General features: G+C 68.6%; 12 protein-coding genes. 6 read left to right on the top strand and 6 right to left on the bottom strand.

Annotation, left to right across the window (positions count from 1 at the left end):
• Window positions 1-17 precede the first annotated feature (17 nt).
• The 3 genes from AC1RRP_RS01340 to hpxZ are packed head-to-tail and all read left to right on the top strand — an operon-like array spanning window position 18 to window position 3,852.
• Window positions 18-896, top strand: coding sequence for a branched-chain amino acid ABC transporter permease (locus AC1RRP_RS01340; RefSeq protein WP_493032491.1), 879 nt, complete (start codon window positions 18-20; stop codon window positions 894-896).
• The gene (locus AC1RRP_RS01335) at window positions 893-3,424 is read left to right on the top strand and encodes a branched-chain amino acid ABC transporter ATP-binding protein/permease (RefSeq protein WP_493032489.1); all 2,532 of its coding nucleotides are present in this window, start codon (window positions 893-895) and stop codon (window positions 3,422-3,424) included. Before AC1RRP_RS01340 ends, AC1RRP_RS01335 begins: the two co-directional genes overlap by 4 nt.
• 26 nt (window positions 3,425-3,450) lie before the next feature.
• A complete protein-coding gene (hpxZ, locus tag AC1RRP_RS01330; protein ID WP_493032487.1) occupies window positions 3,451-3,852 on the top strand; it encodes an oxalurate catabolism protein HpxZ in 402 nt (133 codons plus the stop codon).
• Here the strand turns inward: hpxZ and AC1RRP_RS01325 are convergent, their stop codons facing one another.
• From AC1RRP_RS01325 to AC1RRP_RS01310, 4 genes are read right to left on the bottom strand one after another with little or no spacing between them, the layout of a single operon-like run.
• Complete coding sequence (locus tag AC1RRP_RS01325; RefSeq protein WP_493032485.1) at window positions 3,853-4,317, bottom strand: DUF3429 domain-containing protein; 465 nt, start codon at window positions 4,315-4,317, stop codon at window positions 3,853-3,855.
• Window positions 4,314-4,694 carry a DUF2237 family protein gene (locus AC1RRP_RS01320; RefSeq protein ID WP_493032483.1) on the bottom strand — a complete coding sequence of 127 codons (381 nt, stop codon included), beginning with the start codon at window positions 4,692-4,694 and terminating at the stop codon, window positions 4,314-4,316. The genes AC1RRP_RS01325 and AC1RRP_RS01320 overlap by 4 nt, the downstream gene beginning before the upstream one ends.
• A 54-nt stretch (window positions 4,695-4,748) precedes the next feature.
• Window positions 4,749-6,299 carry a cryptochrome/photolyase family protein gene (locus AC1RRP_RS01315; RefSeq protein WP_493032481.1) on the bottom strand — a complete coding sequence of 517 codons (1,551 nt, stop codon included), beginning with the start codon at window positions 6,297-6,299 and terminating at the stop codon, window positions 4,749-4,751.
• Window positions 6,296-6,457 carry a DUF2256 domain-containing protein gene (locus AC1RRP_RS01310; protein ID WP_493032479.1) on the bottom strand — a complete coding sequence of 54 codons (162 nt, stop codon included), beginning with the start codon at window positions 6,455-6,457 and terminating at the stop codon, window positions 6,296-6,298. Before AC1RRP_RS01310 ends, AC1RRP_RS01315 begins: the two co-directional genes overlap by 4 nt.
• A gap of 263 nt (window positions 6,458-6,720) precedes the next feature.
• Between AC1RRP_RS01310 and AC1RRP_RS01305 the strand changes: the two genes are divergently transcribed.
• Window positions 6,721-9,690, top strand: coding sequence for a sensor domain-containing protein (locus AC1RRP_RS01305; protein ID WP_493032478.1), 2,970 nt, complete (start codon window positions 6,721-6,723; stop codon window positions 9,688-9,690).
• 16 nt (window positions 9,691-9,706) lie between these two features.
• Here the strand turns inward: AC1RRP_RS01305 and AC1RRP_RS01300 are convergent, their stop codons facing one another.
• Complete coding sequence (locus AC1RRP_RS01300) at window positions 9,707-10,618, bottom strand: inositol monophosphatase family protein (RefSeq protein WP_493032476.1); 912 nt, start codon at window positions 10,616-10,618, stop codon at window positions 9,707-9,709.
• Window positions 10,619-10,742: 124 nt separating this feature from the next.
• Here AC1RRP_RS01300 and AC1RRP_RS01295 point away from each other — a divergent pair, with 124 nt between their 5' ends.
• Window positions 10,743-11,570, top strand: coding sequence for an RNA methyltransferase (locus AC1RRP_RS01295; RefSeq protein ID WP_493032475.1), 828 nt, complete (start codon window positions 10,743-10,745; stop codon window positions 11,568-11,570).
• A 9-nt stretch (window positions 11,571-11,579) separates the two neighbouring features.
• Entirely contained in the window at window positions 11,580-12,353 is a 774-nt protein-coding gene (cysE, locus tag AC1RRP_RS01290) for a serine O-acetyltransferase (protein WP_493032473.1), read from the top strand.
• A 9-nt stretch (window positions 12,354-12,362) separates the two neighbouring features.
• On the opposite strand, the gene AC1RRP_RS01285 is transcribed toward cysE, so the two are convergent.
• Window positions 12,363-13,241, bottom strand: a complete 879-nt coding sequence (locus AC1RRP_RS01285; protein WP_493032471.1) for an EamA family transporter — start codon at window positions 13,239-13,241, stop codon at window positions 12,363-12,365.
• Between the last annotated feature and the right edge of the window lie 2 nt (window positions 13,242-13,243).

Below are 13,243 nucleotides of genomic sequence, written 5' to 3'. Positions count from 1 at the left end.
TGTGAAGAGGACGCGATATGTCGGAGTTATCCGCGCTGGTCAGCGGCCTGGGCCTGGGCAGCATGTACGGGCTGATGGCCCTGGGCTTTTATGTGACCTATGCCGTCAGCGGCACGGTCAACTTTGCCCAGGGCAGTTCCATGATGCTGGGCGCGGTGCTGACCTACACCTTCGCGCAGACCTGGGGCTGGCCGGGCTGGGCGGCGGTGTTGCTGGCCCTGGCCCTGTGCGCGGTCTACGGCCTGCTCGTGGAACTGCTCGCGGTGCGGCCCTTCGTGAACCGCGGCTCGGACGCCTGGCTCATGGCCACGGTGGCACTGGGCATCGTGCTCGACAACGTGGTCATGGCCACCTATGGCAAGGAGCCGCGCAGCCTGCCCTCTCCGCTGGCGCAGTCGCCGCTGGAGGTGGCGGGGGTCGGCCTGGGGGTCTACCCCTTGCAATTGCTGATTCCCGTCGTGGGGCTGGCGCTGGCCGCCGTGCTGCACACCCTGAGCCGGCGCACGCGCTGGGGCACGGCCATGCTGGCCGTGGTGCAGAACCGTGCGGCTGCACGCCTCATGGGCATCCCGATCCGGCGCGCCGTGGCGCTGGCCTTTGCGCTCTCGGCCCTGTTCGCGGGCATCGCCGGGGTGCTGATCGCGCCGCTGACCAATGTGCACTCCGACATGGGCACGCTGTTCGGCCTGAAGGCCTTTGCGGTGGCCATCCTGGGCGGCATCACGAGCGCCTGGGGCGTGATGCTGGCCGGGCTCCTGTTCGGTGTGGTGGAGGCCTTGATCACTGCCACCCTGGGCTCGGGTTACACGCAGATCCTGACCTTCACGCTGGTGATCGCGGCGCTGGCCTGGCGGCCCAACGGCCTGTTCGGCCGGGCGGAGGTGAAGAAGGTATGAACCCCTCTCTTGTGAAACGGCCCCTGCTGGGCCTGGGCACGCCGCTGCAGATCCTCGCGCTGCTGGTGGTGCTGGCGCTGGGCGCGGGCCTGGCGCTGACGCTCAACGGTTACTGGGTCTTCGTGCTGGCGCAGGTGGCGCTGCTGACCCTGGTGGGTGTGGGCCTCAATGTGCTGGTGGGCCTGAGCGGCCAGGTGTCCTTCGGGCACGTGGGTTTCTACGCCATCGGTGCCTACACGGTGGCCATCCTCACCACCAAGGCCGGTGTCAGCTTCTGGCTGGCCTGGCCGATCGCGGCCGTGATCGGCGGCGCTTGCGGCGCGCTGCTGGCGGTGCCGGCGCTGCGTGTGAAGGGGCCTTACCTGGCGATGATCACCATCGCCTTCGGTTTCATCGTCGAGAACGGCATCATCGAGGCTGGCGCGCTGACCGGCGGGCAGAACGGCATCATGGGCCTGACCGCACCGGCCCTGGGCGGCCTGGCCCGGGGCGAACGCGCCGTGGCCCTGCTGGCCATCGTGGCGGCCGGCCTGGGGTTGGCGGCCTACGCCTGGCTGGCGCGTGGCACCTGGGGTGCGGCCATGCGCGCGGTGCGCGACGCCGAGACTGCCGCCGAATCGGTGGGCCTGAACCCGCTGGTGATCAAGACCGTGGCCTTTGCCGTCTCCGCGCTGTGCGCGGCCGCGGCGGGTGCGCTGTTCGCGCCGCTCTCGGGATTTGTCACGCCGCATACCTTCGGTTTCCTGCAATCCATCCTGTTTGTGCTGGTGGTCATGCTGGGCGGTGCCGGCTCCGTCACCGGCCCGCTGGTGGGCGCGCTGCTGGTGGGCCTGCTGCCCGAGCTGCTGTCGGGGCTGGAAGAATTTCGTTTGCTCTTCTTCGGCGTGCTGCTGCTGGTGGTGCTCTGGGTGGCCCCCGGCGGTGTGGTGGGCGGCTTGCAGCGCCTGCGCGACCGCTGGCAGTCGGCCCCGGCCTACGCACCGCGTGTCCAGACGGCTGGCCGTCTGGCCTTGCCGGCGCGTGCGCGCGTTGGCCTGCAGGCCCAGGGCCTGAGCATGCAGTTCGGTGGCGTGCGTGCCGTGTCCGAGCTGAGCTTCGAAGCGCGGGCCGGCGCGGTGACCAGCCTGATCGGTCCCAATGGCGCGGGCAAGTCCACCGCGCTCAATATGCTGGGCGGTTTTTACCTGCCCACGGCGGGCGCCTTTGTGCTGGGTGCCGAGCCCTTGGCGGGCCGCAGCGCGATGCAGATCGCGCGCCGCGGTGTGGCGCGTACCTACCAGACTTCACAGCTCTTCGGCAGCCTCAGTGTGCTGGACAACGTGGTGCTGGCCATGCAGCGCGGCCGCCTGGGCCCGCTGCTGGGCGCGGCGCGCCGTCGTGCGCCCGCGCACACGGCGCGTGCGACCGAGCTGCTGGCCTTTTGCGGGTATGTCGGGGACCCGGCCGCGCTGGCCGCGGACCTGGCACATGTGGACCGGCGCCTGGTGGAGATCGCCCGTGCCCTGGCCACCGACCCCGAGGCCTTGCTGCTCGACGAACCGGCTGCCGGCCTGTCACGCGAGGACAAGGAGCGCCTGGGCGCGCTGTTGCGGCGCATCGCCGTGGCGGGCATCACGGTGCTGCTGGTGGAACACGACATGACGCTGGTGATGGGCATCAGCGACCACGTGGTGGTGCTCGACGCCGGCGTGCGCCTGGCGACCGGCACGCCGGCCGAGGTGCAGGCCAACCCGGCCGTGCAGCAGGCTTATCTGGGGGAATCCCTCGCAGGTGAAACACAGTCGCGTGCCGTCGACGGCGGTGCACGCCCCGAAATGCTCGGTGTGGGGGCGCTGGTGGCCGGTTACGGCGCCGATCCCGTGCTGCACGGGATCGATCTGCAAGTGCGCCGTGGCGAGGTGGTCGCCCTGCTGGGGGCCAACGGCGCGGGCAAGTCCACGCTGATGAAGGCGCTGGCCGGTCTGCACCGGCCCGTGCAAGGCGGTATCCACCTGGAGGGCCGAGAACTCAAGAACCTGGGCGCCGAGCAGGTGGTGGCCCAGGGCGTGGTGCTGGTGCCCGAGGGGCGCCAGGTGTTTCCTGAACTCAGCGTGCTGGACAACATCCGCCTGGGGGCCTTCCTGCAGCCCGCGGACCGCGAAGCGCGGGTGGAGGAACAGCTGCAGCGTTTCCCGCGCCTGCGCGAGCGCCTGCACCAGCGCGCCGGCCTGCTCTCGGGTGGCGAGCAGCAGATGCTGGCGATCGCGCGCGCGCTGATGTCCAGGCCGCGTATCCTGCTGCTGGACGAACCCTCGCTGGGTCTGGCGCCGAAAATCATTGCCGAGCTGTTTGCCGCGCTGGACCAGCTGCGGCGCGAGGGCATGACCCTGCTGCTGGTGGACCAGATGGCCGGGCTGGCGCTGGCCCTGGCGGACCGGGCCTATGTCATCGAAGGCGGGCGTATCGTGGCCCAGGGTACGGCGGCGGAGATTGCGGCCGACGGTGCCCTGGCCCAGGCCTATCTGGGCGAGCAGGTGGGACATCACTGAGACATCATCGAGAAGTGGGAGCGAACATGGCGATGGAGATCAATGCGCCGGCCGTGCTGGCCGAAGTCACCGCGGCCTTTGCGCGGTACGAGGACGCGCTGGTGCACAACAAGGTGGAGGTGCTGGACGAGCTGTTCTGGGACAGCCCGCACACGCTGCGTTACGGCGTGACCGAGAACCTCTACGGCGCTGCCGAGATCCAGGCCTTCCGCGCCAGCCGTCCGTCGACCGGTCTGATGCGTGAGCTCACGCGCACGGTGATCACCACCTATGGGACCGACTACGCCACGGCCAACACCGAGTTCCGCCGCGCGGGCAGCACGGCCATCGGCCGCCAGAGCCAGACCTGGCTGCGCACGCCCGAAGGCTGGCGCGTGGTGGCCGCGCACGTCAGCCTGCTGGCAGCGCCGGCGGTGTCGACGCGCTGATCAGCGCGCCGCGTAGGGGATGGCGGCCAGGCACAGGCAGGCCACGCTGCTCAGACGCAGGCGCAGCGGCAGGTACCAGCCGGGCAGGGCATGCCGGCGTACCAGGCGCCTGTCCTGAACATAGTGCGCCACGAAGGCGAGGATCAGCAGCAAGGCGGCCAGCACGGTGCCTTGTGCCAGCAGCAGGGGCAGCAGCAAGGCCACCCAGCCGGCCAGGGCCGGTACCACGCTCCAGATGTAGAGGGGTCGGGCCTGGCGCTCCTCGTTGGTGCCCATGGCAAAGGCCCAGTGCAGGGCGCCCACAAAGCTCAGGATGACCGCGCCATAGGCCAGCAGGGCCTGCTGCCAGGCTTCGCGGTGTACCGGATCGGCCAGCGAGCCCCCGGCGCTGAGGGCAAATGGCAGCAGGCCGCCATAACCCAGCCAGGCCACGCTGGCCGGCAGGCGCGGGTTGGCCGCACTCATGGCTGGCGCTGGCTGCGCGCCAGTTCGTGGGCGCGCAGCTGGTCCAGCGTGACATAGTCCAGCGCGCGCAGATGCGTGCATTCGAGCACCACGGGCGGCGCCACACCGGCCTCCAGCGCCTCTTTCCAGCGCAGGGCGCACAGGCACCAGCGGTCCCCGGCTTTCAGGCCGGGGAAGCGGTACTCGGGGCGCGGCGTGACGAGGTCGTTGCCGCTGGCCACGGAGAAATCGAGGAAGGCCTGGGTCAGGCGCGCGCAGATCACGTGTGAGCCCAGGTCGTGCGCGTCGGTCTTGCAACAGCCGTCACGGTAGAAGCCGGTGAGCGGATCGTAGGAGCAGGGCATGAGCTCGGAGCCCAGGACGTTCAGGGTGGTCATGGCCGGAGCTTATGGCAAAACGCAAGGCCAGGCATGGGGCCGGGTATCGTGCCCTCAGGCCAGGGTGCCGACCTCGCCGCGGCGTATGGCGCCCGCACGGGCCTGGATCGCGCCGCGCTCGGCCTCGTCCAGCCGGGCCAGGTTCCTGACCTGCAGGGCTGTACGCGGGTTGCGCGCCAGCAGGGGCTCGTGGCGCAGCAGGAAATCCCAGTACAGCGTGGTGACGGGACAGGCACGTTCGCCGGTGCGCTGGGCCGGGTCGTAGCGGCAACCCTGGCACAGCGGGCTCATGCGTTCGATGTACTTGCCGCTGGCGATATAGGGCTTGCTGGCCATGAGGCCGCCGTCGGCATACTGGCTCATGCCCAGGGTGTTGGGCAGCTCGACCCATTCCACCGCGTCCACGTAGACGCCCAGGTACCAGGCGTGCACCTGCCGGGGTTCCACGCCATAGAGCAGCGCGAACAGGCCGGTCACCATGAGGCGCTGGATGTGGTGCGCGTAGCCGTGTTGCAGCGTCTGGGTGATGGCGTCGGCCAGGCAGGCCAGGTCGGTGCGGCCGTTCCAGTACCAGGCGGGCAGGTCTTCATGGGCCTGCAGGGCGTTGCCTTCGAGGTACTGCGGCATCCGGGTCCAGTAGATGCCGCGCACGTACTCGCGCCAGCCCAGGATCTGGCGTATGAAGCCCTCGGCGCTGGCCAGCGGCACCTGTCCGGCGCGCCAGGCCGCTTCGGCGGCGGCCACCACCTCGCGCGGCTGCAGCAGCTTGAGGTTGAGGGCCGCAGAAAGGTGGGCGTGGTAGAGCCAGGGCTGCCCCGGCCAGATCGCGTCCTGCCAGTGGCCGAAATCAGCCAGGCGGTGCGTGACGAAGTCCTGCAGCGCCTGCAGGGCCTGTTCCCGCGTGACCGGCCAGGCAAAACCCTCCAGCTCGCCCGGGTGGTCGGAAAAACGCTGCTGCACCAGGGCCATGACCTCGCGTGTGATCGTGTCGGGTTCGAAGCGGCTGCGCGGCGGCACGAAACCCGGGCCCTGGGGGCCGAAGGCCTGGCGATTGTCGGCATCGAAATTCCACTGGCCGCCCGCGGGCTGATCGCCGTCCATCAGCACCTGGTGTTTGCGGCGCTGCTCGCGGTAGAAGTACTCCATGCGCAGGCTCTTGCGCCCTTGGGCGTGGGCGGCAAATTCGCGCACCGTGGCGTAGAAATGCCGGTCGGCGCGGATCTCCAGCGGGATGCCCGCGGCGCAGGCCGTCGCTTGCAGGGCCTTGAGCACGCGCCAGTCGCCCGGCCCCGTCATGACGAGTTGCTGTGGTCGCAGGTCGGCGAGGTCATGCGCCAGCTGGGCGGCCAGGCTGCCCCGGTTGCCGGTCTCATCGAGCCGGACGTAATGCAGCGGCCAGCCCGTCTGCACCACGGCCTGCGCGAAATGGCGCATGGCGCTCAGGAACAGCGCGGTGCGGGGTTTGCTGGAGAGGATGTGGGTGGACTCCTCGGCCACCTCGGCCATCCAGACGCGGTCCTGCGTCGGATCGAAGCCGTCGAAGGCGGCGGCCTGCAAGTCGAGCTGGTCACCCAGCACGAGGACGAGCGTGCGCAACGCGCTCATGGGGCGGGCCGGGCGCGGCGGCAGGCATCGGAGCAGTACTTGACCTGTTCCCAGTTCTTTTCCCACTTCTTGCGCCAGCTCATGGGGCGGCCGCAGACGCAGCAGGGCTTGCTGGGCAGGGCCTGTTTGTTGCCTTTGTAGTCTTTGGAGGGGGTCATGGCCTGCGGGAGGATGCGCGGTGCGGCCTTGAATGTAGCGCTTGCCCGGTTTTCCCGCTCCCGCCCCAGGCATGACCCCGTACCGACACCGGCGGGCCCGCAGGCCGGCGGATGCGGCAGGAATACCGGCTTTCAGGACTTATTGCGAGGGGGCCGGGAGGCCTTGGGCCCCAACTCGATTAACATCGTCCAACACTTCAGGGCAGCATCCCCGGGCACGGCCGTCAGGCTCTGCGTGGGGACGCTGCCGACCGGCACGCTTCATGGGTTCTGCTGACGACAAGGACGAGATCACGCGAGTGCGCGCGCAGCTTCGCGAGGCTGAGTTGCGCTTGCAGGAGCGCGAGCGTGACTGGGCCGTGCTGGAGAGCCAGCGCCGCCATACCGAGGCGCTGTTCACCGCCGCCTTCGACGAAAGCCCGGAGGCCATCGGTCTGTCCCGGCTGGACGACGGCCTGATCGTCGATGTGAACCAGGAGTGGCTGGCCCTCACCGGCTACAGCCGCGAAGAGGTGATCGGGCACACGGTGGTGGAAATCGGCCACTGGCCGGACCAGGCCTCCCGCGAGGCGGCCATCGCCGACCTGCGCCAGCACGGACGCCTGCGCGAGCGCGAGGCCATCGTCCATCTCAAGGGCAAGGGCAAGCGCCTCGTGCGCCTCAACGGTACGCTGATCGAAGTCGATGGCGAGACGCACATCCTGATGTACATCAGGGACATCACGGCCGAGCGCATGGCCGAAGAGTCGCTGCGCTCGGGTGAGCTGGCGCTGGCGCAGGCCAATGAGAAGCTCAACGCCCAGCTCGAACTCTACGACCTGACCGAGAGTCTGGCCCGCGTCGGCCACTGGACGGCCAGCCCGGATGCCCAGACCGTCACCTTCTCGCGCGGCCTGCAGAGCCTGTCCGGCGACGAGTCGGGGTCCGCTGTCCGCACCAGCGGCTTCGCTCGTAGCCGCATCCATCCGGACGATCTGCCGATCTTCGTGGCGGCGCGCCAGAGCATGGACGGCCGCCTGCTGACCTACCGCTGGCTGCATCCGGACGGCAAGGTGCACTGGCTGCGCTCGCGCATGCACCGTCATCACAACGCCGACGGCAGCGTGACCGACATCGGTGTGGTGCAGGACGTCACGGTTGAACATGAAGCGAGCCTGGCCTTGCAGGAGAAGCTCGGTTTCATCGAAAAACTCACCAGCCGCGTGCCCGACGTACTGTTCCAGTACCGCTACGGCAAGGACGGGCGGCTCGCCTTTCCTTTCATCAACGAGAGCGTGCGCAATCTGTTCGGCCTGGAGCCGGAGGAGGTGCGCCAGGATGCCCGCAAGATGCTGGCGGTCATCAACCCGGAGGACATCCCGGCGCTGTTCGAATCCATGCGCGCCGCGTTCCATGACGGCGCTTCGTGGCAGCATGAGTTCAGGGTGCGCTCACCTGATGGCCGCACGCACTGGATGCGCGGCAACGCGATCACGATGCGCGAGTCGGATGGGGAACTGTCCTCCTACGGCGTGATGCGCGAGTTCACCCAGCGCAAGATGGCCGAAACCCAGCTGCAGGAAAGCGAGGAGCGCTTCCGCAGCCTGACCGACCTGTCGTCCGACTGGTACTGGGAGATCGACGAACACTTCCGTTTCACGAATTTCGTTGGTTACCGCGATGGCAAGTCCATCCTGACGCAGGAAGACAGCCTGGGCAAGACGCGCTGGGAGCTCGGCGCCCTGAACCTGGGGCCCGAGGACTGGGAGGCCCATCGCCGGGTGCTGGAGTCGCATCTGCCCTTTCGCGACCTGGAGCTGCAGCGGCTCGACGCCGACGGAAAGCCTTACTGGGTGGCCGTCAGCGGCACGCCCATCTTCGATGGCAAGGGCCAGTTCTGCGGTTACCGCGGCATCGGGCGCGACATCAGCAAGCGCAAGAACGCCGAGGACGAGACCCAGCGTCTGGCCTTCTACGACACCCTGACCGGCCTGCCCAACCGCCGCCTGCTGATGGACCGGCTATCGCACGCCCAGGTCACCAGCGCGCGCAGCAAGCGCTACGGGGCCTTGCTGTTCATCGACCTGGACAATTTCAAGGACCTCAACGACACGCTGGGCCATGACGTCGGCGACCTGTTGCTGGAGCAGGTGGCCCTGCGCCTGATTTCCTGCCTGCGCGAGGGCGACACCGCGGCGCGTTTCGGTGGCGACGAGTTCGTGGTGATGCTCGAAGACCTGAACGAGAGCGACACCGACGCCGCGAGCCAGGCCGAGCTGGTGGCCGAGAAGATCATCAACCGGCTCAACGCCCCCTACGAGCTGGTCGGTCGCCAGCACAACAGTTCGCCCAGCATCGGCATCACCCTGTTCTGCGGCGCCTCGCTGGGCGTGGACGAACTGCTCAAGCGCGCCGACGTGGCCATGTACCAGGCCAAGGCGGCCGGTCGCAACACGATGCGTTTCTTCGACCCCGGCATGCAGGCCGCCGTGCTGGCGCGCGCCGCGCTGGACGCCGACCTGCGCCTGGGCCTGCAACGCGAGGAACTGCTGCTGCACTACCAGCCGGTGGTCGATGCCTACAACAAGATCGTCGGCTACGAAGCCCTGCTGCGCTGGCGCCATCCGGGCCGTGGCATGGTGCAGCCGGGCGAGTTCATCCCCATGGCCGAGCAGACCGGCCTGATCCTGCCGATCGGCCAGTGGGTGCTGCGTTCGGCCTGCCGCCAGCTGGTGGCTTGGGGCCAGCAGCCGGCCACCGCCAGGCTGAGCCTGGCGGTCAACGTCAGCGCGCGGCAGTTCCGCCAGGCCGATTTCGTGGCCCAGGTGCAGTCCGTGCTCAACGAGACCGGCGTCGACCCGCAGTACCTGAAGCTGGAGCTGACCGAGAGCGTGCTGATCAGCGATGTGGAAGACGCGATCCGCAAGATGGGCGCCCTGCGCGAACGTGGTGTGCGTTTTGCGCTGGACGATTTCGGCACGGGTTACTCGTCGCTGAGTTACCTCAAGCGCCTGCCGCTGGACCAGCTCAAGATCGACCAGAGTTTCGTGCGCGATGTGCTGACCGATCCCAACGACGCGGCCATCGTGCGCACCATCCTGGCCCTGGCGCAGAGCATGGACCTGCAGGCCGTGGCCGAGGGGGTGGAGACCGAGGGACAGCGCCGGTTCCTGCTGGACAACGGCTGCACCGTGTTCCAGGGTTACCTTTTCGGTCGCCCGGGCCTGCTGGGCCTGCCGGTACTGCCGGCCTGATCCGCCCGGAGCTTGTCTACTCGAAGGCGCCCTGGTCGCGCTCGTCGCCGTTCCCGTTCCCCGACGACAGGCTGAGCTTCTCGGCGTTCTGGCGCGCTTCGGCCTTCTCGCCAGCGCCGGCGAACTTGCTGTACTTGTGCAGCAGGGGCACAAGCTGGCCGTAGATGCGCGGGGCGCCGGCCAGGCATTCCTTCTGTTCCAGGAAGTCGGACTCACCGGTGAAGTTGCCCACCAGGCCGCCAGCTTCGGTGACCAGCAGCGAACCGGCCGCCACGTCCCAGGGGCTCAGGCCGGTCTCGAAGAAACCGTCGGTAAAGCCAGCGGCCACATAGGCCAGGTCCAGCGCGGCGGCGCCCGGGCGGCGCAGGCCGGCGGTGCGCTGCATGATGTCGCTCATCATGGCCAGGTAGGCCGGGAAGTTGTCGCCCTGGCGGAAGGGGAAACCGGTGGAGATCAGGCACTGCGAGAGCTGGGTGCGCTTGCTCACGCGGATGCGGCGCTCGTTCATGTAGGCGCCGCGGCCCTTGGTGGCCGTGAAGAGGTCGTTGCGCGAGGGGTCGTAGATGACGGCCTGCTCGACCTTGCCCTTGACGGCCAGTGCGATGCTCACGCAATAGACCGGGAAGCCGTGGATGAAGTTGGTGGTGCCGTCCAGCGGGTCGATGATCCAGACGTGGTCGGAGTCCTGGGCGCCGCGCGTGCGACCCGTTTCCTCGCCCCAGATGGCGTGGCCCGGGTAGGCGGTGAGCAGGGTCTCGATGATGGCCTCTTCGCTGGCGTGGTCCACCTCGGTCACAAAGTCGTTCACCTGCTTCTGCGAGACACGCACGGCCTCGACGTCGAGCGCAGCGCGGTTGATGATGGCGCCGGCGGCGCGGGCGGCCTTGATGGCCACGTTGAGCATGGGGTGCAGATTGGGGGACGACATAAATTGTGGAGGCGTTGGGGGCGCGGCCGACGGCACGGGCCCTGGAAGCTGAAGAGCAGAAAGCCGTTCCGGCGATGCGGGCGGCGACAATAGGGCCAGATTTTACCCGCACTGCCCGTTTTCCATGCAAACCACCCCTTCCCGTACCCGTTTCGTGCTGATCCAGACCAGCCACGCCGGCAATGTGGGCGCCGCCGCGCGCGCCCTCAAGGTCATGGGCTTCGACGAACTGGTGCTGGTGGCACCGCGCTGGGCCAATGTGCTGCGGCGTGAGGAAACCATCCAGCGCGCCAGCGGGGCGCTGGACGTGCTGGCAAACGCCCGCATCGTTGAGACCCTGGACGAGGCGCTGGACGGCATGACCCACCTGTGCGCCACCGCCATGACCCCGCGCGACTTCGGCCCGCCCACGCGTGCACCGCGCGAGCACTTCGCCCAGCTGGTGGCGGAACAGACACAATTCGCCGCCGGGCCGCCCCAAGGCGAATTAGCCCCCTCGGGGGGCAGCGACCCGCGCAGCGGTGGAGCGTGGGGGCCACATACAGGCGTGGCCTTTCTCTTCGGCTCCGAGCGCTTCGGCATGCGCAACGAAGACGTCTACCGCTGCCACGTGGCCCTGAGCATCCCGACCAACCCCAAGTTCGGCTCGCTCAACCTGGCCGCAGCCTTGCAGGTCATCGCCTATGAATGGCGCCTGGCGCTCGGCGGCTTTGAGGTGCAGGACGCTACGGCCCCGGTCGTGCGAGCCGATGCGCCCCAGGTGGCCGGGATGCTGGCCCACCTGGAGCAGGCCCTGGTGGCCGTGAATTTCCTCGACCCCGAGGCGCCCAAGAAGCTGATGCCGCGCCTGAACAGCCTGTTCAACCGCGCGGACCTGACGCAGGAGGAAATCCATATCCTCAGAGGTGTCGCCAAGGCCATGCTGGAGACGGCCGAGCGGGCCAAGAAGTAAACTGCCCCTATGTTTGCCCGCCTCCGCTCCGACATCCAGTGCATCCTCGACCGCGACCCGGCCGCCCGCAGCGCCTGGGAGGTGCTGACCTGCTACCCCGGCCTGCACGCCATCGTGATGCACCGCTGGGGCCACTGGTGCTGGACCCACGGCCTGAAGTGGCTGGGGCGATTCATCTCGCACGTCGGTCGCTGGCTCACGGGCATCGAGATCCACCCGGGCGCGAAGATCGGCCAGCGTGTGTTCATCGACCACGGCATGGGCGTGGTGATCGGCGAGACCGCCGAGGTGGGCGACGGCTGCACCATCTACCACGGCGTCACGCTGGGCGGCACCTCGCTCTACAAAGGCACCAAGCGCCACCCCACGCTGGGTCGTGACGTGGTGGTCAGCGCGGGCGCCAAGGTGCTGGGGGGCTTTGAAGTGGGCGACGGCGCCAAGATCGGCAGCAATGCCGTGGTGATCAAGCCGGTGCCCGCCGGCGCCACGGCCGTGGGCATTCCGGCGCGCATCATTCCGTCCAAGGCCGGTGAAAGCGCCGACGTGACGGCGCCGGAGAAGAAGTTCACCGCCTACGGCATCACGCAGGAGGACGACCCGCTGAGCCAGGCCATGAAGGGCCTGATCGACAACGCGGGCTCGCAGGAGCACCAGATCGCCCTGCTGTGGCAGGCCATCGAGAAGCTGTCCTCGGGCAAGGCGATGGCCGATTGTGTGCCCGGTGATGCCGCGCGCGAAGAGAACTTCGAAAAAGACAAGCTCAACCAGCTGGTTGGCAAGTAAGCCGCGACTTCAGGCCTTGCTGTTCACGCGTGCGCCCAGCACGTTGATGGCCAGCCCGCCCATCACCAGCGCTGCGGCGCCGAGTTTCCAGGCCTGCAGCGGTTCGCCCAGCAGCAGGGCCGAGGAGCCCATGCCGAACACGGGGATCAGCAAGGCCAGGGGTGTGATGGTGGCGGCCGGGTGGCGCGCCAGCAGCCAGCCCCAGGCGCCGAAGCCGAACAGGGTATTGCCCAGCGCCTGCCAGAGAATGGCGGCCCAGGCCGCGAGGCTGGCGCGCGGCAGGGCTTCGGTGATGGCGGCCGGCCCTTCAAACCACAGGCTCAGCACCAGCAGGGGCGGCACCGCGAACACGCTGCTCCAGACCATGAAACCCAGCATGTCGACCTTGCCGATGCTGCGCGCAAGCACATTGCCGCAGGCCCAGCACAGGGCGCCGCCCAGGGCCAGGACCAGGCCCAGCGGCGTGACGTCGGTGTGGGTCTGGTGGAAGCTCTGCCAGGCGATCAGCGCAAAACCCAGCGTGGCCAGCGCCAGGCCGCCGAACTGCACACGCGGCATGCGCTCGTGCTGCAGCCAGGCCACCAGCAGCAGGGTCATGAAGACCTGCGACTGCATCAGCAGCGAGGCCAGGCCCGGCGACACGTCGTTGCGCATGGCCAGGAAAAGCAGGCCGAACATGAAGCCGATGAACACGCCGTAGCTCACCAGATAGCGCCAGGCCACGGCCGGGCGTTTGATGAAGAGCAGCCAGGGCAGGGCGCTGAGCACAAAACGCAGGGTGGCCAGCAGCAGCGGCGGCAGTTCGGTCAGGCCGAACTTGATGACCACGAAGTTGGTGCCCCAGACCGCGACCACGGCCAGCGCAAGCAGGAGGTGCGAGACGGGCACGG

It is taken from the genome of Hylemonella sp. GW821-FHT12C09 (assembly GCF_058807395.1).
The sequence above is the reverse complement of the archived record's forward strand: the minus strand, read 5'-3'. Positions and strand labels throughout refer to the sequence as shown.

Coding starts and splice junctions, on each gene's coding strand:
- AC1RRP_RS01340 (WP_493032491.1), top strand. CDS start 18: ATGTCGGAGTTATCCGCGCTGGTCAGCGGCCTGGGCCTGGGCAGCATG.
- AC1RRP_RS01335 (WP_493032489.1), top strand. CDS start 893: ATGAACCCCTCTCTTGTGAAACGGCCCCTGCTGGGCCTGGGCACGCCG.
- hpxZ (WP_493032487.1), top strand. CDS start 3,451: ATGGCGATGGAGATCAATGCGCCGGCCGTGCTGGCCGAAGTCACCGCG.
- AC1RRP_RS01325 (WP_493032485.1), bottom strand. CDS start 4,317: ATGAGTGCGGCCAACCCGCGCCTGCCGGCCAGCGTGGCCTGGCTGGGT.
- AC1RRP_RS01320 (WP_493032483.1), bottom strand. CDS start 4,694: ATGACCACCCTGAACGTCCTGGGCTCCGAGCTCATGCCCTGCTCCTAC.
- AC1RRP_RS01315 (WP_493032481.1), bottom strand. CDS start 6,299: ATGAGCGCGTTGCGCACGCTCGTCCTCGTGCTGGGTGACCAGCTCGAC.
- AC1RRP_RS01310 (WP_493032479.1), bottom strand. CDS start 6,457: ATGACCCCCTCCAAAGACTACAAAGGCAACAAACAGGCCCTGCCCAGC.
- AC1RRP_RS01305 (WP_493032478.1), top strand. CDS start 6,721: ATGGGTTCTGCTGACGACAAGGACGAGATCACGCGAGTGCGCGCGCAG.
- AC1RRP_RS01300 (WP_493032476.1), bottom strand. CDS start 10,618: ATGTCGTCCCCCAATCTGCACCCCATGCTCAACGTGGCCATCAAGGCC.
- AC1RRP_RS01295 (WP_493032475.1), top strand. CDS start 10,743: ATGCAAACCACCCCTTCCCGTACCCGTTTCGTGCTGATCCAGACCAGC.
- cysE (WP_493032473.1), top strand. CDS start 11,580: ATGTTTGCCCGCCTCCGCTCCGACATCCAGTGCATCCTCGACCGCGAC.